Source organism: Paenibacillus sp. 37 (assembly GCF_008386395.1).
GTDB lineage: Bacteria > Bacillota > Bacilli > Paenibacillales > Paenibacillaceae > Paenibacillus > Paenibacillus amylolyticus_B.
Genome location: NZ_CP043761.1, coordinates 1,770,616 through 1,790,418 on the forward strand (window position 1 = coordinate 1,770,616; position 19,803 = coordinate 1,790,418).

The following is a 19,803-nucleotide window of genomic DNA, read 5'->3' on the forward strand; positions in this document are numbered from 1 at the left end:
CTAATGGAATTTCATAAAAACAGAATTATTGATTCAGGATTTAAGGTAGTAAAACTTAAGCGTTGGAGATCTTCTGATCTATTAAACTACATCTAACACAATATTCTCGTTGTATGAATGCGCCTTGTGAGCAGGTGTAGCCAAATGTTTTTTTGAATCCTGAGTTTCTCAGATGTTTTAGCACACCGAGTTCTTGAAAAGCAGGTCTCATTTGAAGTGGAAGTTTATCTAGGGATGACTTTTGTTTTATCATGGAAGGGACACCTCTTCTGTGGTTTAGTGGATCTCTACAATCTCACGTTACCAAATGAAGAGGTGTTTTTCTATATGGGCAAGATGGGCTACTTGAATCGGCTTCACATTAACCTCGGCCTGGGGTTAACTCGATTTTGACTATGCGAAAGTTGAGTTAAGAAACCCCATGATCGATTTTTTTATGAAAGTTAGTTGAATGTAATAAGGACGGACTTGTGGATCTTAGCTAATATATAAGAATTATCATGAAAATGGTTTGAGATGATACGAAAGGGAGATTTTTATGTCTAAAAATAAAAAACGTAAGGACCAACAAAAAGTTTGGGAAGATCAATTTGAAATTGTTTCGGAATTAGGAGTAGGTGGTAACGCTAGAGTATATCATGTTATAAGAAAAATCGATAAAGCAGAATTCGCATTAAAGCATCTATACAATAAAAATGAAGAGAAGAAAGGTAGATTCATTGATGAAATTCAAGTAATAATAAATAATTTTGAAAGTATAGATGGAATTATTCCAATTAAAGAATATTCTGAAAAAGAATTTTGGTACACTATGCCAATCGCTCTACCGATATTAGAACATATAAGGGTTTCGGAGGAAACTATAGAAGAGATCATAGATGGTGTTATTCAGCTTTCTATAACATTGAGTAAATTACATTCCAAAGGAATTTCTCATAGAGATATAAAGCCCTCAAACATATATTTTTACAATGGAAGATACTGTTTTGGAGATTTTGGATTGGTTGAATTCCCAGATAATCCAAATGACTTCACAAAGTCAGATAAAGGTCTTGGAGCTATCTTTACAATTGCCCCAGAAATGAAACGAAATCCTAAAAATGCTGATGGAAAAAAAGCAGATGTTTTTTCTATAGCTAAAACAATGTGGATGTTACTTGCAGGAAATGAACTAGGGTTTGATGGAGTATATAACTTCCTTGATAGAAGCCATAGTTTGCGTTTTATGGATTTATTTAAAAGTGTTCATCTTGTGGAATTGGAAGAGTTATTGGAAAAATCAACTGATAATAGCCCTGAAATCAGACCGAGCATTGATATATTCGTAAAGGAATTAAAGTTTTGGTCGAATATTTTTAATGATTATGAAAAATCTCAGGCTAGTGATTGGAATTTTTTGAATAAATATCTATTTGGAAACAATCCTCCAGAATCTACTGTATGGAGAAACGTGGGGAAAATAGTTGACGTCTTAAATGTAATTGGTACGCTGCCTGCATATAATCACATCCTTTTCTCAGACGGTGGTGGATTAGATTTTAGCATGGCTCGGGAAGCTGATGAAAATGGGTGTATCTGCTTATACGATTCAATTGGATTTTGTTTTGTTGTAAAGCCAAGTTGCCTACGCTATGAAGGGTTTAGTGAAGAGTACGTTTGGAATTATTTCTTGCTTGAACTAGACGAGCTGTCACCAATTTGTTTTAATCATGACGTATCCCGTGAATATCTTGTTGAAGACTATCCAGGAAATTACGTTTCTGCTGATTACTCTCAGTATGGTGTGTATGATTATGATAGTGGCGAACCACTTCCAGATAACTATAAAATCGTACATCGATATTTGAAAGGTAAATTCTTAATAGTGCTAAAAAATGGTCCTTATAATGCAATCCCCGCTACATATGATGGTAGACATGGTGATTGCAATAACGATGAGTTTAGAGAGTATATCAATAAAATTATAGTAGCAGTTAATACTTTGAAGAGTAGAGGATTTGAAGAAGATAGGATTTTAGGCAGTTCATTATTTAACGAAAATCCGTTTAAAACAACCAAAGAGATTAAAAGGACTACTAAAAAAGGGAATATCAAAAGTACAAGGGAATTTATAAATTCAAACTATCTAGAATGGTGTCTTTCGGAATTTATTGCTAATGAAAAGTTTTGTAAAGGAAACATCGCATTTAATATTTTATATAATGTGAAAAAGGAATCGCATTATCCCACGTATTCAAGGGAAAAGTTCTACCTTTGTAAGGATGGTTATATAAAAAGTTTAAATGAGGAAAATGCAATCGAGGCGTACTGTATTTATAATAGAGAAGATGCATTGCATCTACTTGATAAATTCACTAATTATGTTAGTGATATTCTTGTTCGAAATGGGCTTGATTTACTAGAATATGAACAATATTTTTCAATAACCTTAAAAAAAATTGGAAAACCGACTCATCTATTTACAAAGTCAGAAATTGAAGAAGTTATGCGAATTGCTGATGATCGTAACCATAACATGCTAGTAATTGATGAGAATGGGTATGCTAAAGTTATTCAAGATATAAACAAGGGCATTTTATATCCGGTAAGACATGAATCATGGAATGCTGGAAATGTATATGTTGGAAAATACTCTAAACTTTCGACATTGGATGATGTTTATGTATCATCTCTACAAGGATGGTTAATGTACTTGCAATCCGGGGTAAGTATGTATATGGATTATGTACATGAGAATAAAGATATAGATATTCTAATACAGGAAATTAGAGAGTATTACTAAAATTATTATTAATGTTTTATGAGACTGATGATTCCAACTTAGTGCATAGCATGAATATTTAGAGAGTTTGCTTCATTGTGTATCTGGATGGCATTTGCATACATTCTTTATTTGCGTGTACTACATCTAGAGTAATAATTTATCCATCAATAATCGTTAAGGAGCCACCCTTTGTGATTCAGGGACTGGCTCTTTTCCTTTTAATATTAAAACCTTAAAATAATTTAATGTTTTTGGGCTCAAAGCCGAAATAAGTGCTTGGTTTAAAACAATGCTCATGTTGTACCATGAATTTTGTGAAATAGGTTTTGTGGATGCTCAAGTGCCAAGCACTTATTTTAAGGTTGAGCCACATTTTTATAAAAATATTTAAAGGATGACAAATGATAAAAGCATTAGTCTTCTTGCGTGGAGAAAATTTCACTATGGGCAGAATTGATTTTGAAGCTGGAGTGCTGACCATTTACAATGATAGCGTTCGTGGTTAAAACTCATTTATCAGATTTCCCCTTCAAGTAAATCCCCGACAGGTATCTAACCCTAATGTCTACATTCTGGCAAGAAACTCTGTTGTTTGATGCTTTTATTTTTGCCGATAGCTACAACCCGGGAACTGATAATATTTTTAACATCAAAGGTTTATAGCAGTTTTAATTCGAAACCTGCATTAAAACAATCATATTTTTATGTAAAATTTGGATGAGACAATAGAATGGATGTGCACCATAGAGCTAGGTTTGCATTAAAAGGTTGCTTCCGTCTAACAGCAACAAGACATGATGTGGTTAGACCCATTAGAGAGGTGGATGTATGAGCCGATTGCTTGACTTATTGGAAGTGGAACGGCGCATGCTTAATCAGCTTGGTGAGGCATCCTTGAAGCAAGCGATTCCGTTGTGGGAGAACCCTGAGGTTCAGGAACAGAGCCGGAGGGTGGATGAACTGGTGGCCCGAGTGAGTGAGATGAAGGCGAGACATAATCGAGTTGTACGATGATGAGCGAGGTACATAATGCTTAGGGGAGGGGAAGCAATGGATTTTCCACAGTGGATGCAACGAGCGATTCAAGCAAGGCTGGATGAGGTATCTGCCCGAATCGAACATGATACTGAACTTAGTCGTGTACGTGGGGAAACCGACGAAGCTTTTGAAGCTTTGTTTGCTAGCAAAGATGTCGAGCAGACACCAGAATATGCTGAGTGGGAGAGTCGATATATTGTCAGCAGAGGCATAGAAAATGAGCGGTTGTACATGCAGGGGCTAAGAGATGGGATTCGGCTCACTGTATCCTTGCTAGGTCAGTCGATGCCGGAGGAGATTGATACGAAGGCTTGATCCACTAATGCGAACCCAAAAGTAAGGGGGAGCGACCCCGATCTTAACTTAAAAAACCAGCCGAAGCGGTAAATTACACGCTTCGGCTGGTTTTTTAACGCTCTACTTTTCCAAAATCCAAATATTAATTCGCACTTACAGACTTAAACCAATCATTCACTTCTTGAGTGATCTGATCTCCGCCATTGGATTTCCAGTTGGCAACGAATTGGTCAAAGGCATCAATTGGCAGATTGCCGTAGATGATTTTGTTGAAGGTTTCCATCTCGGACTGACGGAGCAGGTTCCATTTGGATACCATGGTTGGTGTGGCTGCGCCAGTGAAATAGTTTTGTTTACGGATATCGATCTGGGACATGACGACTTTACCTGCATACCAGTTTTCCGGTTTACGGAATTCGGCCATTTGTTTCTCGTACGGTGTTTCAGGCTTCTCGCCGTTGGCCAGCTTCACGAGTGTTTTCATGTACAGATCCGGGATACGTGCTGGGCCGGTCAGGAAAGGGAATTCGTTGGAGAAGTCTTTGATCTTCTCTTTGTCACTGGTCGGTTGTCCGTCAATGATATCCCAGTCGTAACCTTTGGCGAAGCCGTATTCATACTCACTGCCCGCTTTCGGGTTAGCCAGGTTATCCAGCAAGTAGTTGTAATACAGGAAGATGGCTTCTGGATGCTTCGCATCTTTGTTGATCATGATACTTGCGTTGACACCAGAGTTCTGCCACTTCGTACCAATCTTGCCGTCTGGGCCAGCTGGAACAGGGTAAGCTTTATACTTAGAGCCAGGTACGTTCTTCAGCAGGTCAGGTGCTGGCCAGTCTGGTACCCAGTTAGCGCCAGGCAGAATGCCCGCTTTGCCAGCTGTCCAGCTTTCAGCGGATTTACCTTCGTCCCACAGAGCGGAGTCAGCGTGGATATAACCTTTATCCATCCATTCAGCCAGCTTGGCAAGGGCTTGTTTGGCACCCGGGTTAACAGAGCCGTACTCAAGATTGCCGTTCGCGTCTTTGTTCCATTGCTCCTCGATTGTGCCGTATGCACCGAACAACCAGTCGAGCTGGCCCATCCAGGTGTTGGTGTTATTTTTCAGCGAGATCGCCAGCGGGAATACTTTGTCTGGAGACAGACCGTCAGGGTTCTCGTTCTTGAATTTGTCCATGATGTTCTCAAGGTCTGCGATAGTTTTCGGAGCTTCCAGGTTCAGCTTCTCCATCCAGTCCTCGCGGAGCCAGAGCAGTGTATCGTCGTTATCGGTGTACTCCATGATCGGCATGTTGTATTTCTTGCCGTCCTTGGTGAACGGATACCACAGTTCAGGATGTGCTGCTGCGTGATCTTTCAGGGTCTGGCTTGCGTACTTGTCGAACAACTCATCGATGGCGATGAATTGACCGGAGTCGATCAGCTGATTGGTCAGTACCGCATTGGTGGGTACGGTGACGAAATCAGGCAGCTTCTCGCCAGAGGCGATAGCCAGTTGCAGCTTTTGTCTGTATTGATCGTCATTGGCCGGATACCAGGTATCTTTATGCTTCATACCCAGCGTTTCGAGCATCCAGCGATCGTGCACGTTATTTTCTTTGGTATCCCCTTGCACGTATTTCTTCGGCATTAATACCGAACTGAACTCGATGGGTGGGTCATATTTTCCTTTGGCAAAAGCAGCTTCTGCTTCCGCTGAGCCGACAGTTCCCGGCGTATTATCGGTACCATTGTCACTGGCTGTCTCGCCACTGCCGCACGCAGTGATCGTGATAAGCGCGATAACCATGAGCAGTGACCACCATGTTTTAAATTTGATCATTGTTCAGTCCCCCTACGGTGTATGATCTTTATAAATGCGTGTTCAAAAAGGCCGGTTTTCAGTACCGAGAAGATGGGATGAAGCTAGAAATGGAGTAGCGGAGCGTAGATAGAGCTACGTGAGCAACGGACATTTCGGCTGAATCCTATATTCGATGCTGATGATGCCGCTAGGCATCCTTCGTAATCAAAAGCGGACTTTTTGAACAACCTCTACAATGTAACTGTACCAATTTGGGCGGGAGGGCATCTATATGAGTTTGTTAGTTTCCATAGGACTCTATTAGTGAATGTGCAAATGAAGTTCAAAAAATTCGGTTTTCAGTCATGTTATTTATGCTGGTCTCTGTATTCCTGCGGCGTAACGCCGAATTGACGCTTGAATACTTTGATAAAATAAGCCGGGTCCATATAACCAATCTCCATGCTGATTTCATACACTTTTTTGGTGGTCGTAACCAGCTTGTGACAGGCCCGATCCATGCGCAGACGTGAGATATAATCACTGATGCCTTCGCCTGTTTCAATCTTATAGATCTTGGACAGATGGGTTGGGTGCAGGTTCACATGATCTGCAAGCACACGCAAAGATACATCCAGATGCAGGTTCTTATCTGTAAAATCCTGAATCTTCTTCACATAATCCGAACGAATATCCTTGATCTCGTTGGATGTGCCTTCCTTGAGTTTGCCCAGCACGCTGAGTGACCATTTCCGCAATTTGCTGATGGTAGCGAAAACTTCCCCACTTTGCAAATCCTCGACATCATTTCCCATTAAAGTGGTCAGAGTCAGCTTGTTCCGATGGGCGATGTTGGTGAACGATGCTGTAATGAGGAAACCTGCCTCCATGCAGTGTTCCCAGGATTCCGACCATTTCTCGTCCAACTCGGCGCAGACTGCGAGGATTTTCTCTTCGGCGGCATCCCACTGTCCGCTTTCCAACAGACTAATGAAGGTGGGCGGGGTGTAAAGTACGTCGAGTGGACCTTGCGCCGCAGGTGTCTCAACATCGCTAACGCGCATGACGAATTCGCGTTCGTCGCCGACGATCTGCCGGAAATAAGCGGAAGCCTGACGGAAGCGATCGTAAATCTGTTCCGGAAAGGTGAACCACTCGGTGATAACGATGGAGAGGGAGCCTTTCAGAAACTGTTTTACTTTGGATTGAAGCTGAATCGATAGCTTCTCCAGGATGGTTTCTTTGCCAATATCGCCTTTCCGTTCTTTCAACTGAAGCAAAAACACCAGATATCCGTGCTCCTCCTTCACACCCCACACTTCCATAAACTCACCCATAATCTCTTCCGCCATGTTGATGATCGCATATTCGATCAGGGTCTGATCAGTGCTGTCATAATGTCCGAATTCTTCTTCCAAACGAACCAACATTAATGCGGCATCCCCGGTGTGAAAAGGGAGATCGTAATTGGCGAGCTTCCGCTCCCATTCGGCAGCTGCGATTCGTTGTCCCTGCAAAGCCCCAAGGAGCAGTCTTCCTCGCAAATGAGGGAGATTCTCTCGCAATGTAAATTGCGTTCGTGTCAGCGAACTGACCAGTTCCCATTCATTGTTCAATTGATCGATGGCCTTCTGAACAGCACCCATTAGTTCATCGTCAGTGGGCGGCTTCAGCAGATAGTCTACGGCTTCGAACTGGATGGCTTTTTTGGCGTACTCGAATTCGGAATACCCGGATAACAGGATGCATTTTATCTTTTTGTCCCGGATGCGGATGCGTTCGATCAGTTCTATGCCTGTCATTTCGGGCATCTGGATGTCCGAGATCACGATATCGATGGGGTGGGTGTCGATCATTTGCAGTGCTTCGTGTGCCGAGTAGGCTTTATGCACATGTTCGATCCCCAGCGTATGCCAGGGTTTGGTCATGGACAGGTTATCGACCCAGTGTGCTTCATCGTCTACGATCATCATTTGCATGTTTGTATTGTCTCCTTGGTGGTTGAACGCAGACATATGTACACTTGCCACTCCGATGACAGAATAACCTTCCGATCGCTGTTACCCCCAGATTTATTGATTGAATTTTTAAATGTGTAAATCTGGGGATAAAGGCGAACGCTTTGCTTCTATAGGTTTTTTCTGTCCTCTGCGTTATCGTGTACATGATCTTGTTCAAAATTAAATCGTCAATTTATTTTTTGTATTAACTTTAACTCTTAGAAGCATCTCCTTGCTCCGTATCCTCTTTTGATATCTCCCAGATGATTTCGGTTCGGAATCCGCCAAGTGGGGATGGGCCGAATAGGAGGTAGGAATGACTTCCGAATGTGTGCATGATTCGTTGATTCGTATTCCAAAGGCCGCAGCCCATTTCTTCCTGTAAAGGTTCCTGCATCTTCAAGTTCAGCGCTTCGTACTGTTCGGGGCTTAGGCCGGGTCCGTCGTCGTCGATGTATATTCTGCCAAAACCATTCTTGCGCTCCCCGGTAATTCGGATTTCCCCGGATGAATAGGACTTCGCCACACCGTGTATGACGGAATTCTCAACCATGGGTTGAAGCATTAATCGCGGCACCGATTGGGCAAGCATATCCTCAGGGATATCGATGTGATATTCAATCCGGCCATTGCGCAGCTTCTGAATATCCAGATAGTTGATCAGCAGCTTGATCTCTTCCTGAAGCGACGATGTCTCCTTTTCCATACGGGTGGTATAGCGATAATACGCACTTAGGTTATGCGCCATGGAGACCACCGCTTGCTCGTCCTTCATCTGAGCCATGTTGATGATATAGCCTAGACAATTATATAGGAAATGCGGATTGATCTGTGCTTGTAATTGCTTTAGTGTAGCTTCCCTGGCTCTAATCTTCTCATGGAAAACATTCTCGATCAGATCCTGAATCTGATGGGACATATCGTTGAATCGGCGGAACAGGAATGAGAATTCATTCTGGTTTTTGCTATGCAGTCGAACGGAATAATCGCCCTGCTCTACGCGGCGTAAACCTTTGATCAGCTGTTTGATCGGATACTGGACATTCCGGTACAGCAGGATGGAAGCCGAGATGCCCACAACGAGTAGCAAAATCATACTGGTGTAGAACAGATTCTGACTAAGCGAGATGGGTTTCAAAATCTGATACAGCGGGATGACGTCAACCAGATGCCAATCCAGATAGGTGGACTTCACGGAGCTAACCAGATATTTCTTTCCGTTTAGTTCGACCACGTCCTGTGTGGTATCCTCTGGCGAGTGCGTATCCAGATACTGAGTAAGTGCTGCGGATAACTGCTTGTCCGCGCTGCGATTCAGAATGGGTGCATTTCCTTTGTGATATAAGAAAGGATCGCCTTGTCCGCCTGCTTTATACGTATCCAGCATATTCTGAATATTCTCATAGCTGAAGCTGGCTTCAATCACCAGATTGCTTCCCGTGAGCATTCCTGGTTGGGCAAGGGAGTCCGTAAAGAACCAGTAGAAGGATTTCATCTCATCCTGTGATTCGGCACTTTGGTCCCCATAGGTCCATTGTCCGCTCATATTTTTTTTCAAATACGCCTCATCATATCCGGTAGTTCGGTTGTAGTTGGCGATGACATCCTCATTCTGCTGTGAATACACCGCATATCGGGTAGGCCATATATCGGTAACGCTCGTCTGAAGCGTCATCTTCTCCTGAATTACATAACGGGTCTGCATCCGGTCATATCGATCATCCCACATGTTCAGGCCGTTGAAGGCTCTGACATTCGGATCTCGGGAGAGAATCAGGCTGAAATCCATCATCTGATTGATACGGGAGTCGATCTGACTGGACAAGAACGTGAGCTGCTTCGTGTTGGAGATCTGTAATTCTTTGCTGACGACATCGTAGGTGACGTTGTTGGAGTAGGTGTACATGATCAGAATGGGGATGAATAAGACCACAATTAACAGATTTATTTTGGCGAATAGACTGAATCGGGATCTGGTTTTATTTTGAAAAGGCATGAAGCGCTTCCATATATACATAAAAAGTCTCCTTCTAATTCGTGTGTAAACAACTTCTTCTAGGATGGCCCTAACAAAACACTATCAAGCCTAACAATGTTATATAGCAGACCTCAGTATGGCTTGATACTATTTATATCAGAGAACCCCATCACACACAAAAACTTTTTTTGGGAACAGGAGCAGTGCTATGGAGGCTAAATTGGAGGGTAAGCGGGTCCCGCAGGCAAACGTTGGGAACAAGCTGGAAAAAAAGAGAAAAAAACGCTACAAACAGCCATGGATTCTGCACTTCATGGTGTTGCCGGCGGCCATTATGGTCTTTATATTTTCATACATTCCGATGTCCGGGATTTTGATGGCATTTCAGGATTATAAACCTGCCTTGGGATTTTTCAATTCCGAATGGGTAGGGCTAAAGCACTTCAGGTACATGTGGGAAAATGATTACTTCCTGCAAATTACGTGGAACACGCTATTTTTTGCCTGTACGAAGATTGTCATGAATCTAATCATTCCGTTTGTCTTCGCCTTATTGCTCAACGAGGTACGGAAGATGGCGCTAAAAAGAACGATTCAAACGCTCGTGTATCTACCACACTTTCTGTCTTGGGTAACGTTATCCGGTATCCTGATCGACATTCTGGCCCAGACGGGTATTGTCAATCAGTTCCTGGTTTCGGTATTCGGCATCAAGCCGATCTTCTTCCTGGGGGATGGCAGCTGGTTCCGATTCACGATTATTGCGAGTGACGTCTGGAAAGAGTTTGGATTCAACACGATCATCTTCCTCGCGGCGTTGTCCGGCATTAACCCAGCACTTTATGAAGCAGCTGAAGTGGATGGAGCGGGACGCTGGAAGCAAACGATGTATATTACCATCCCGGCACTTATTCCGATTGGGATCGTCATCGCGACCCTGGCACTGGGGAATGTGCTTAACGCCAACTTTGACCAGATCTTTAACTTATATAGCCCGTTGATTTACCAACAAGGCGATATTATCGATACGTTTGTGTATAGAGAAGGTCTGCTTAGTGGGCAGTTCAGTTTCGCTACCGCTGTGAATCTGTTCAAATCGGTCATCAGCCTGATCCTGATTGTGATCTCGTACCGACTGGCTTACCGATTCGCCGGATACCGAATTTTCTAGAGAGGAGGACGAACGAATGTATCATAAAACGATGCCTTACCGCATATTTAGCATATTCAACAATGTGTTACTGACCCTGCTTTCACTGCTCTGCTTGCTGCCTTTGTATCACTTGCTCATGGTATCTCTTAGCGCATCTGCACCTGCGAATGCTGGTCTCGTCACGTTCTGGCCGATTGGATTTACATTGGAGGCGTATGCAAAAACATTTGCCAATACCAACTTCCTCTCCTCCTTGTGGGTATCCGTGGAGCGGACGGTACTGGGTACAGGGCTTGCGTTAATCGTCAATACGATTGCAGCCTATGCGCTGTCCAAAGAGACGCGGGTGTTCCGCGCACGTAACATCTATCTGTGGTATTTTGTCATCACGATGCTGTTCAGCGGTGGCCTCATTCCGGGGTATATCCTAATTCTGAAGCTGGGGCTGATGAACACATTGCTGGCCTTGATCCTGCCTGGATTGGTCGCGGTGTTCAACATCATACTGTTGCTCAATTTCTTCCGTACCGTTCCGAAGGATCTGGAGGAAGCTGCATTTATCGATGGAGCAGGGCACTTTAAAACGTTTATCAAAATCTATCTGCCGGTCTCCGTACCTGTTATTGCAACGGTTTCACTCTTCATGATGGTTGGGCATTGGAACGCATACTTTGATGGGATTATCTACATCCGTGATGCGGAAAAGCTGCCACTTGCGACTTTCATGCAGACGATCATCGTACAAGCGGACATGTCGAAGCTTGATCCAGAAGCGGTTAAGAACCTGTCCCAACGGACCATTCGGGCTTCGCAGATCTTTATCAGTGCACTGCCGATCTTGTTAGTGTATCCGTTCCTGCAACGGTACTTTGTAACGGGAATTGTGGTTGGTGCTGTTAAGGAGTAGTTAAATGTAGGGGTTAGAATAGGATTGCAAAATGGAGTCACTGAACTGGGGAAGGCCAGGGAGGTGGCTTCTTTTTTGCGGGAAAAGATGTTGCGTGTATGTAGTGTATTACCTTTATTTGAATAAAATGGTACAGTTGAAGTTGATGAAATAGTTATCTTCAATGAAGCCGGCAACATTAACGATCGAGTGTGAATTCCTTGTAATTGTCCATACAGACCCCGATTCTGCTCGTTCTTCGTGAAATTCACCCCAGGACTTGGGCTATTTAGATGACTTTATTCTCAAATCGGCTGAATTTCAAATTCAGAGAGGATGAATATGATCATGGATCAAAACTTGAAGCAAGCTATACTCAGGGGAGAAACTTCGCTAGGCATTGAATTTGGGTCCACACGAATCAAAGCTGTACTCATGGATTACCATTTCAAAACCATCTGTTCCAGCAGTTATGAATGGGAAAATCAATTGATTGACGGTTACTGGACTTACCATATGAATGATATGATTCACGGCTTGCAACAAACCTATTATCAATTACAGCAAGAGATTGAGGGAAAATATGGTGTAACGATACAAAAGATTGGATCAATCGGATGTTCTGCCATGATGCAGGGTTACATTGCACTTGATCAGGCAGGGGAGTTATTGGTTCCGTTCCGTACATGGCGCAATGCCACAACGGGGAAGGCTGCATCAGAGCTAACCGAGAAATTCCAGTTTAAAATTCCAGAGCGCTGGAGCATCGCACATTTGTATCAAGCGATTTTGAACGGAGAAGAGCATGTCACGAACATCAATTATATTACGACATTGTCGGGTTACATACATCGGCTCTTAACTGGCAGTAAAGCTATTGGTATAGGGGATGCCTCAGGCATGTTCCCAATTGATGAATCCACACGGGGATATCCTGAAGTTATGTTGAAGAAGTTTGACGATTTAATTGCTGACAGAGGCTACGCGTGGAATCTTATAGATATTTTACCTAAAGTGTACACTGCCGGTGAACATGCCGGATATCTTAGTGAAGCTGGTGCGCGACTGTTAGATCCATCGGGTAGGTTGGGATCCCATATTCCACTTTGCCCTCCGGAAGGCGATGCTGGAACAGGCATGGTTGCTACGAATAGTGTCCAAAAACGGACGGGCAACATTTCCGTGGGTACATCGATTTTTGCCATGATTGTATTAGAGAAAAACGTATCTGCGGTGTACCCTGAGATCGACATTGTCACTACACCTGACGGCAATCCTGTGGCTATGGTGCTTGCGAATAACTGCTCCAGCGATATTAATGCTTGGGTCGACTTGTTCCGTGAATTTTATGAGGCGATGGGAATGAAACCCGATATGAATCAGTTATTTAGCGTCTTGTTCAATGAAGCATTGAAAGCTGACGCGGATGGTGGTGGCTTACTGAGCTACGGCTACTATTCAGGGGAGAACATTACAGGAATTGCGAAAGGTCGTCCGTTGTTCGTGCGTTCTCCAGAGAGTCGCTTCAATCTGGCAAACTTCGTGAGAGTCCATCTGTTTGCTGCATTTGCTGCACTCAGGCTCGGACTGGATATTCTCACACAGAAGGAGCACGTAACGATTGAGCACATATGGGCGCATGGCGGATTGTTCAAAACCCCACTAGTCGCTCAAAAAATGTGCGCATCCGCACTGAATATTCCCGTTTCGGTCATGTCTACCGCGGGCGAAGGTGGCGCATGGGGAATGGCTATTTTGGCTTCCTACATGGTTAATAAGCAGCAGCACGAGGGTTTGGCGGAGTACCTTACTACTAAGGTGTTTATTGATGCAGAAGGACAAGAGGTTTCTCCAAATAGCGCGGATGTGAATGGATTTGCCTTGTTCATGGAGCGTTACACGGAAGGACTGGCCATTGAGCAGTCAGCAGTAGATCATTTCGTGGAAAATGGGAAGAAAGCCTGAGAATCAATCATATTTCCTGAAAAGAGAAAACTGGAACGAAGCCCGTTGCCTACGCTATGCTACCCTGATATAATTTCGATATATCTATCGTATTGGGGGTTATGACGTGGCAATATGGATAATGCCGGATTGCTCGTTCGCTAGAAAGCCTTACGCAAAGCCTGAATAGGGGCGGACTTTGTGTAGGGCGCGACAAAAATGAGATTGTTGCCCTGGAATCAACATCAACAGCATGGTTCAACCCGCAGGCTTTGCACCTTACTTTATTTTCCTAATAAAACTAAGGGGCTGAAAGCCATGCAAACACCATTCATTCACAATCATCAATTCAATTATATTCATAAACAAGCTGATTTCCTGCTCAAAACGCTGCGCTCGGTCGTGGACCCCAAAGTATTGGATACGGTCCGTTATACCGTCAGCACGAATGCCGTTGGCATCTTCGATGATCTGACGCCGGAACAAAAGCAACTGCTGGAGCAGTTATCCACGTATGAGAAGACACATGAGTTGCAGACCTATCTGAACCAGCTGGAAGCATATCTGATTCCATTTCCGCAAGTATCCGCGAAACAAATTCAGAAGCTGTTTCCCAAGGTAAAGAAGCTCAAAGTGCCGGATCTGGAATCCATCGATTACGCACGTACAACTTATCTGAGATGGACCGACATTGCTACCGATCGCTTGTTCATCGTGTATCCGCATGAAGGCAGATTCCTCGGAATTGAGGGACGGCTTACAGCCACGAACAAGAAAGGGTATTGCATGTTCTGTCATCGCCATCAGGAGCTCGGATTTTTCAACGTGAAAACCAAGAGTTATACGCCGGACAACATTTCTTCCGTGGCCCAGTACGTATGCATGGATAACACAGCTTGCAACCATAGCATCACCGATATCACTATGTTGGAGAAGTTTCTTCTCTCGACAGTAAAATAATTGCATTTAAACAAACAGGGTCGCTCTTTGGAGCGACCTTTTTGCTGTGTTCAAGCGGAGTTGCGGCGTCAGGCGTCATATCGATGTAGCGCTATAATGCATTTATAACGTCGAAGGGTCGTTGGCGTAGTTTAGTCCCAAGTTATGCGCATGGTTCAGCAATGCCTCATAATGCTCAGGCTTGGATTCCAACGTTTCATACAAAAACTCAACCCTGGATTGGGACACGCCGCAGTAATCGGCAATACCCACATTGAGCAGATTGGCAATTGATTCACCATAGTTGCGCTTATGCATCTGTTCTTCCGTCACACCCGAAAGAGAGATCCATAATATCTGCTGATGAGGGAGCTTGTTCGCGCCGTAGGCAAATCCGTTGTTCATGACACGATCCACATAACCCTTCAACATGGCTGGCAGATGCCACCACCAGAGAGGAAACACAAAAGCCACAGCATCGTGCTTCTTCAAACGCTCCATCTCAGTTTCAACCTCTGGTGAGAACACCTGATTTTCTTGAGTATAGTCGGGTTCATCCATCTCTCGGAGAATTGGGTCAAATCCAATCCCATGCAAATCCAATATCTCATAACCGTGACCAGCCTCGGTAAGCCCTTCTGCAAAACGTTCAGCTACCTGGAAGGTCAAGGAATCTTTACGCGGGTGGGATACTACAACGAGTACGTTCATCTTAACGTTCACTACCTTTCTGGATTACGGTCTTGTAGCCATAAATCAATGGCTGATGCTATTATAAACAGGTATGAAAACATCTGGAAGTACGCACTTTGATGTTCTATAAGAAGAATAAAGTGCCATAGGAACATTGAAGTACCCTAAATGGCGGCCCCGAAATGGGCTTGAATAAATGGAAAAAGAGAAGCAAGAAGATTATGTTTTCACCTAGGATACAGCCTGATTATGGAGGGGTTCAAAAATGACGGAACATGGAGAAACAAGTGCTCCAAAGAAATATAAAGTAGGCGTGGAAGCGGCCTTGGAAGTGATGGGTGGGAAGTGGAAGCCTTTGATTATTTATCACTTGATGACTGGACGGAAACGCACGTCAGAGCTTCGACGATTGATACCGGACATTACGCAGAAGATGCTGACAACACAGCTCAGAGGTCTGGAAAAGGACGAGATTGTGCAGCGCAAGGTATATTCGGAGGTTCCACCCAAAGTGGAGTATGAGTTAACGGACTACGGCTGGGGACTTAAGCCTGCCCTGGACCATTTGTGTTATTGGGGAGAAGATCATCTGGACAAAATCCACGGGGATAAGTTTAAGGTTCTGGAAGACTTTGATTCCGAAGAAAAGGGGGCGGGAAGGTGAATGGTGAGGAGCACGCGAAACAGGCAGTGCCCTTTCGTTGCGAAGGCGTGGCTGTAGTTCTGTTGAAGAAGACCCACGATCAATACCGTGTACTGATGTTAAAGCGGGCGGGTCGTATGTTGCATAACGAGTGGTGTTATGTTGGCGGCGGGATAGAAAAAGGTGAGAAGGCATGGGAAGCTGCACTCAGAGAAGCCCACGAGGAAACAGGTATTACGGAAGTCCAGTTGTATTCTGCCAATCAATTCGAACAATATTATTCACCCATGGGAGAATATATCTATACCGCTCCCGTATTCGTAGGATACGTGGATGAAAGCCAGGTTGTCCGGTTAAATCATGAACATACCGAGTACCAATGGATGACGTTTGACGAAGCCAAAGAAAATGCGGCATTGCCCGGAATTGAAGACATTTTGGATTTTGTTGAAAAGCATTTTGCCAGAAAAGTCCCTTCCAAGTGGCTTCGGATTAATGGAGAGAATAATTAGGAGGTGGAACTCATCACATACAAGACGATTTATCCAAGAGCATGGTTGAGCCTACTATGTATGTTGGTCATTGAAGCTATACTTTTCAGGGATGGTATGTACGGTAAAAATGGTATTTCGAAGTACTCCCTGATCGTTATATTGACCTTTATTCTCGGTTATATCGTTTTCCTGATCTGGCGTTTATTTTTCACTAAACCCAGTATTACGCTGGAAAGAGATCATGTGATTTCTACGAGAAATCATAGATATGATGCAGCTCAGATTGAGTGTATTTATGTGAATTACAGACGGATTGGCATCAAACTCTATGGTAAACGGTTAGTGCCGATCGATCTGTGCTTTTATTTTCGACGAGGTCAGGATTCCGCAGGTGTAGAAGCTGTGCATGAATGGGCGGCGAAAAACAACAAAGAAATAAAACACAAATTGTTTCAAACCTTGGGGTAGACCAGTACGTCTGTTGAGTATAAGGGATCGTTGAGGAGGTGCAGCTCCCTAAACATATTGAAATAATATTAAAAGTACTAGGCACCATCATGGTGATCCTGGGGTTGATATGGTTTTGGTTTTCAGAAGAGTTTTACAATTTAGTTTTTTGACAGCAAGGAGTTGAGCAAAAATATGGAGTTTTTCTGGGCTTTAATCATCTCAATGATAAGTATTATTGTGGTTCTTATCTTTGCGGCAATTATACGTTATGCCGTAGATTCATCCAAAACATCCCAAAAGCTGGATCTACTCATCAAAGAAGTACACTATCTTAAAACTGAAATCAAAAAACAGCAACACCATAAGCAGCAAGATGATAGCAAGCATATTATCGATGAGAAAGTATAGGGAAATAATTTTAGATCAGAGGCGAGAGATCCAATTAATATGTTCTCGGTAAGGAAAGGAACAGACCATGATGAAGCCAAATGGGAATGTACAAGCTGTTTTTATAGACAGAGATGGAACCATCGGTGGTACAGGACATTTTATTCATCCGAGAGATTTCAGATTATACCCCAATGCTCAAGAAGCAATTACGCTTTTGAAACGAGAAGGAATTATGGTACTGGCTTTTACGAATCAATATCGAATCTCACGTGGGGAAGCAAGTGTTGAGGATTTTGAAGAGCAATTTCGCGAGTACGGATTCGATCACTCCTATATATGTCCACACGAGCAAGAATGCAGTTGCAGAAAGCCTAAACCCGGAATGTTATTACAGGCATCAGAGGAATACGGTTTGGATTTATCCAAATGCATCGTTATTGGAGATGTAGGAGATACAGACATGCTTGCTGCCCATGCTGTAGGAGCGACCAAGATCATGGTGAGAACAGGCTGGGGGGAATCTTCACTAACCCAATTCAGAGACAAATGGATGGAGACTGAACCTGATTATATCGCTGCAGATATTTGGGATGCCGTACAATGGATCATTCATGGAAAAGAATTCAGAGAATAAAAGACAGGAGGTAACTGTGTATGGGCATGTCAGACTATTACAAAAACCTCAGGGGAAAGATCGGCAATGAGCTTATTTTTATGCCGGGTGTCGCTGGGATTATCCGAAATGAACAAGGGGAGATCCTGTTCGGTCGTAAACATAACGAATCAACCTGGGGGTTAATTGCTGGAGCCATTGAGCTTGGTGAGACACCGGCGCAAGCGATTGTTAGAGAGGCACTGGAAGAGACAGGTCTAGTTGTTGAACCCGAGAAGATTATTGGAGTATACGGGGGTGAAGCAAGAAGGTTTACATACAGCAATGGTCATCAGGTTGAATATTTGACTATCGTATTTGAATGCAGGATCAAATCCGGGCAACCCACGCCCGATAATGAAGAGATGAAGGATTTGCAGTTTTTCCCCGAGGGTCAGCTTCCACCCATGGCAAACCAGTATCCGGATTATATTTTTAGTTCCAAGCAAGAAGAACGAGCCCATTTTGAAAGATAACCCACTGTGCAATTGGAAGCTAACCTCACCGCATGTTTACCAAATGAATCAAGATCCTAGTTATATGAGGAAACTATATGTTAATCAATCCAACGATAAATGAGATCAGTAACTTATTCAAGATGCATCATATCAACGAAGAAATATCTGAAATTATCGCAAATGCCTTAGTTCAGACTATATAAGACAGGAGAGATATCACAAGTTGGATAACAAAAGTAGTTTGAATTGTCCGAATGCTTGGACTACTCCTGATATACTTCATGGCGACTTAGTTGCCAGTAAGGAACTGATCTATGACAAGTGTGGCTTTATCTGCTCACAACCACATGAAGAAGCACAAAATGCTGAATACGGGGCGTATGTATTCACCTTAAATTCTCTCTCCATTCGATTTCGCGTCGCCAAAACCACCCCAACTAAGATTGGACAATTTGTTACCCTGTGGGAGCGGAGTGAGGATGGATCGACACAGCCATATGATGTATCAGATCCAGCAGATATGTATGTCATTAGTACGCGCACAGGTAGCAACTTTGGTCAATTTGTATTTCCGAAGCATGTATTGTTACAGCGAGATATCGTATCAGATCAAGGCAAAGGTGGCAAGCGCGCCATACGTGTATATCCGCCTTGGGACAAACCAACAAGTAACCAGGCTCAGAAAACCCAGCAGTGGCAGCTTGAATACTTCCTGGAAGTACCTTTTACTGAACCATTGAACTGTGATCAAGCCCGGGTACTTATGATAAACCATTATAATCACCTATGATTTAGGAGTGTGCTCATGATCGTATTAACGTCAGCAATAGCATTTACCTTCCTGATCCTAATCGTGATTCTCTTTCAAGTTGCTTTAGCGGTAGGTGTACCGTGGGGCGAGTATGCTATGGGTGGGAAGTTTCCCGGGAAATACCCTATCTCCATGCGTTTTACCTGCATAGTTCAGATTGTGATTTTGGCATTCATGGGTATCATTGTTCTGAGTAAAGCAGGATTGTTTTGGCCTCAGTGGTCTGTTTTTGCAGAGACAGCAATCTGGTTTATCGTCGCGTATTTAGTACTTGGGACGATTTTGAATCTGATTACGAGAAGTGTATGGGAACGAAGAATCTGGGCGCCTGTAACGTTGTTGATGCTGATAACGAGTATAATCATTGCCATTACATAAAATAGCGTTGAATCTATTACAGATTGAAAGAGGTGATTCCATTGGTAAATCC

Annotated in this window: 19 protein-coding genes; 15 read left to right on the forward strand and 4 right to left on the reverse strand. The window is 43.5% G+C overall.

Features of this window, described 5'->3' with window-relative positions; translation table 11 throughout:
- Positions 1 to 538 precede the first annotated feature (538 nt).
- The 3 genes from F0220_RS07940 (at position 539) to F0220_RS07950 (ending at position 4,117) form a co-directional block, all read left to right on the forward strand.
- A complete protein-coding gene (locus F0220_RS07940) occupies positions 539 to 2,782 on the forward strand; it encodes a protein kinase domain-containing protein (RefSeq protein WP_149846473.1) in 2,244 nt (747 codons plus the stop codon).
- Positions 2,783 to 3,592: 810 nt separating this feature from the next.
- Entirely contained in the window at positions 3,593 to 3,778 is a 186-nt protein-coding gene (locus F0220_RS07945) for an aspartyl-phosphate phosphatase Spo0E family protein (RefSeq protein WP_149846474.1), read from the forward strand.
- A gap of 36 nt (positions 3,779 to 3,814) precedes the next feature.
- Positions 3,815 to 4,117, forward strand: coding sequence for a hypothetical protein (locus tag F0220_RS07950; RefSeq protein ID WP_149846475.1), 303 nt, complete (start codon positions 3,815 to 3,817; stop codon positions 4,115 to 4,117).
- Between the two features lie 124 nt (positions 4,118 to 4,241).
- Here the strand turns inward: F0220_RS07950 and F0220_RS07955 are convergent, their stop codons facing one another.
- The 3 genes from F0220_RS07955 to F0220_RS07965 form a co-directional block, all read right to left on the reverse strand.
- Positions 4,242 to 5,921 carry a type 2 periplasmic-binding domain-containing protein gene (locus tag F0220_RS07955; RefSeq protein ID WP_149846476.1) on the reverse strand — a complete coding sequence of 560 codons (1,680 nt, stop codon included), beginning with the start codon at positions 5,919 to 5,921 and terminating at the stop codon, positions 4,242 to 4,244.
- Between the two features lie 329 nt (positions 5,922 to 6,250).
- A complete protein-coding gene (locus tag F0220_RS07960) occupies positions 6,251 to 7,861 on the reverse strand; it encodes a response regulator transcription factor (RefSeq protein ID WP_149846477.1) in 1,611 nt (536 codons plus the stop codon).
- A 232-nt stretch (positions 7,862 to 8,093) separates the two neighbouring features.
- Positions 8,094 to 9,899: a sensor histidine kinase gene (locus F0220_RS07965; protein ID WP_149846478.1), complete on the reverse strand. Its 1,806-nt coding sequence runs from the start codon at positions 9,897 to 9,899 to the stop codon at positions 8,094 to 8,096.
- Positions 9,900 to 10,173: 274 nt separating this feature from the next.
- On the opposite strand from F0220_RS07965, the gene F0220_RS07970 reads away from it, so the two are divergent.
- The 4 genes from F0220_RS07970 (at position 10,174) to F0220_RS07985 (ending at position 14,803) form a co-directional block, all read left to right on the forward strand.
- On the forward strand, positions 10,174 to 11,031 hold the full coding sequence (locus tag F0220_RS07970) for an ABC transporter permease (RefSeq protein ID WP_179086446.1): 858 nt from the start codon (positions 10,174 to 10,176) through the stop codon (positions 11,029 to 11,031).
- Between the two features lie 16 nt (positions 11,032 to 11,047).
- On the forward strand, positions 11,048 to 11,920 hold the full coding sequence (locus F0220_RS07975; protein WP_149846479.1) for a carbohydrate ABC transporter permease: 873 nt from the start codon (positions 11,048 to 11,050) through the stop codon (positions 11,918 to 11,920).
- 327 nt (positions 11,921 to 12,247) lie between these two features.
- Positions 12,248 to 13,864, forward strand: a complete 1,617-nt coding sequence (locus F0220_RS07980) for a xylulokinase (RefSeq protein WP_105598440.1) — start codon at positions 12,248 to 12,250, stop codon at positions 13,862 to 13,864.
- Positions 13,865 to 14,161: 297 nt separating this feature from the next.
- Positions 14,162 to 14,803 carry a FusB/FusC family EF-G-binding protein gene (locus F0220_RS07985; RefSeq protein WP_105597815.1) on the forward strand — a complete coding sequence of 214 codons (642 nt, stop codon included), beginning with the start codon at positions 14,162 to 14,164 and terminating at the stop codon, positions 14,801 to 14,803.
- 102 nt (positions 14,804 to 14,905) lie between these two features.
- Here the strand turns inward: F0220_RS07985 and F0220_RS07990 are convergent, their stop codons facing one another.
- Complete coding sequence (locus F0220_RS07990) at positions 14,906 to 15,493, reverse strand: NAD(P)H oxidoreductase (RefSeq protein WP_105597816.1); 588 nt, start codon at positions 15,491 to 15,493, stop codon at positions 14,906 to 14,908.
- A gap of 247 nt (positions 15,494 to 15,740) precedes the next feature.
- Between F0220_RS07990 and F0220_RS07995 the strand changes: the two genes are divergently transcribed.
- From F0220_RS07995 to F0220_RS08030, 8 genes are all read left to right on the forward strand, one after another.
- Positions 15,741 to 16,139: a winged helix-turn-helix transcriptional regulator gene (locus tag F0220_RS07995; RefSeq protein WP_091015098.1), complete on the forward strand. Its 399-nt coding sequence runs from the start codon at positions 15,741 to 15,743 to the stop codon at positions 16,137 to 16,139.
- Entirely contained in the window at positions 16,136 to 16,630 is a 495-nt protein-coding gene (locus tag F0220_RS08000; protein WP_105597817.1) for an NUDIX hydrolase, read from the forward strand. The genes F0220_RS07995 and F0220_RS08000 overlap by 4 nt, the downstream gene beginning before the upstream one ends.
- 60 nt (positions 16,631 to 16,690) lie before the next feature.
- On the forward strand, positions 16,691 to 17,080 hold the full coding sequence (locus F0220_RS08005; RefSeq protein ID WP_105597818.1) for a hypothetical protein: 390 nt from the start codon (positions 16,691 to 16,693) through the stop codon (positions 17,078 to 17,080).
- Between the two features lie 174 nt (positions 17,081 to 17,254).
- A complete protein-coding gene (locus F0220_RS08010) occupies positions 17,255 to 17,470 on the forward strand; it encodes a hypothetical protein (RefSeq protein ID WP_091015091.1) in 216 nt (71 codons plus the stop codon).
- Positions 17,471 to 17,537: 67 nt separating this feature from the next.
- Entirely contained in the window at positions 17,538 to 18,086 is a 549-nt protein-coding gene (locus F0220_RS08015) for an HAD-IIIA family hydrolase (RefSeq protein WP_105597819.1), read from the forward strand.
- A gap of 20 nt (positions 18,087 to 18,106) precedes the next feature.
- On the forward strand, positions 18,107 to 18,580 hold the full coding sequence (locus F0220_RS08020) for an NUDIX domain-containing protein (RefSeq protein ID WP_105597820.1): 474 nt from the start codon (positions 18,107 to 18,109) through the stop codon (positions 18,578 to 18,580).
- Between the two features lie 205 nt (positions 18,581 to 18,785).
- Positions 18,786 to 19,352: a MepB family protein gene (locus F0220_RS08025; RefSeq protein WP_105597821.1), complete on the forward strand. Its 567-nt coding sequence runs from the start codon at positions 18,786 to 18,788 to the stop codon at positions 19,350 to 19,352.
- A 15-nt stretch (positions 19,353 to 19,367) separates the two neighbouring features.
- On the forward strand, positions 19,368 to 19,751 hold the full coding sequence (locus tag F0220_RS08030; protein ID WP_105597822.1) for a hypothetical protein: 384 nt from the start codon (positions 19,368 to 19,370) through the stop codon (positions 19,749 to 19,751).
- The last annotated feature ends 52 nt before the right edge of the window (positions 19,752 to 19,803 follow it).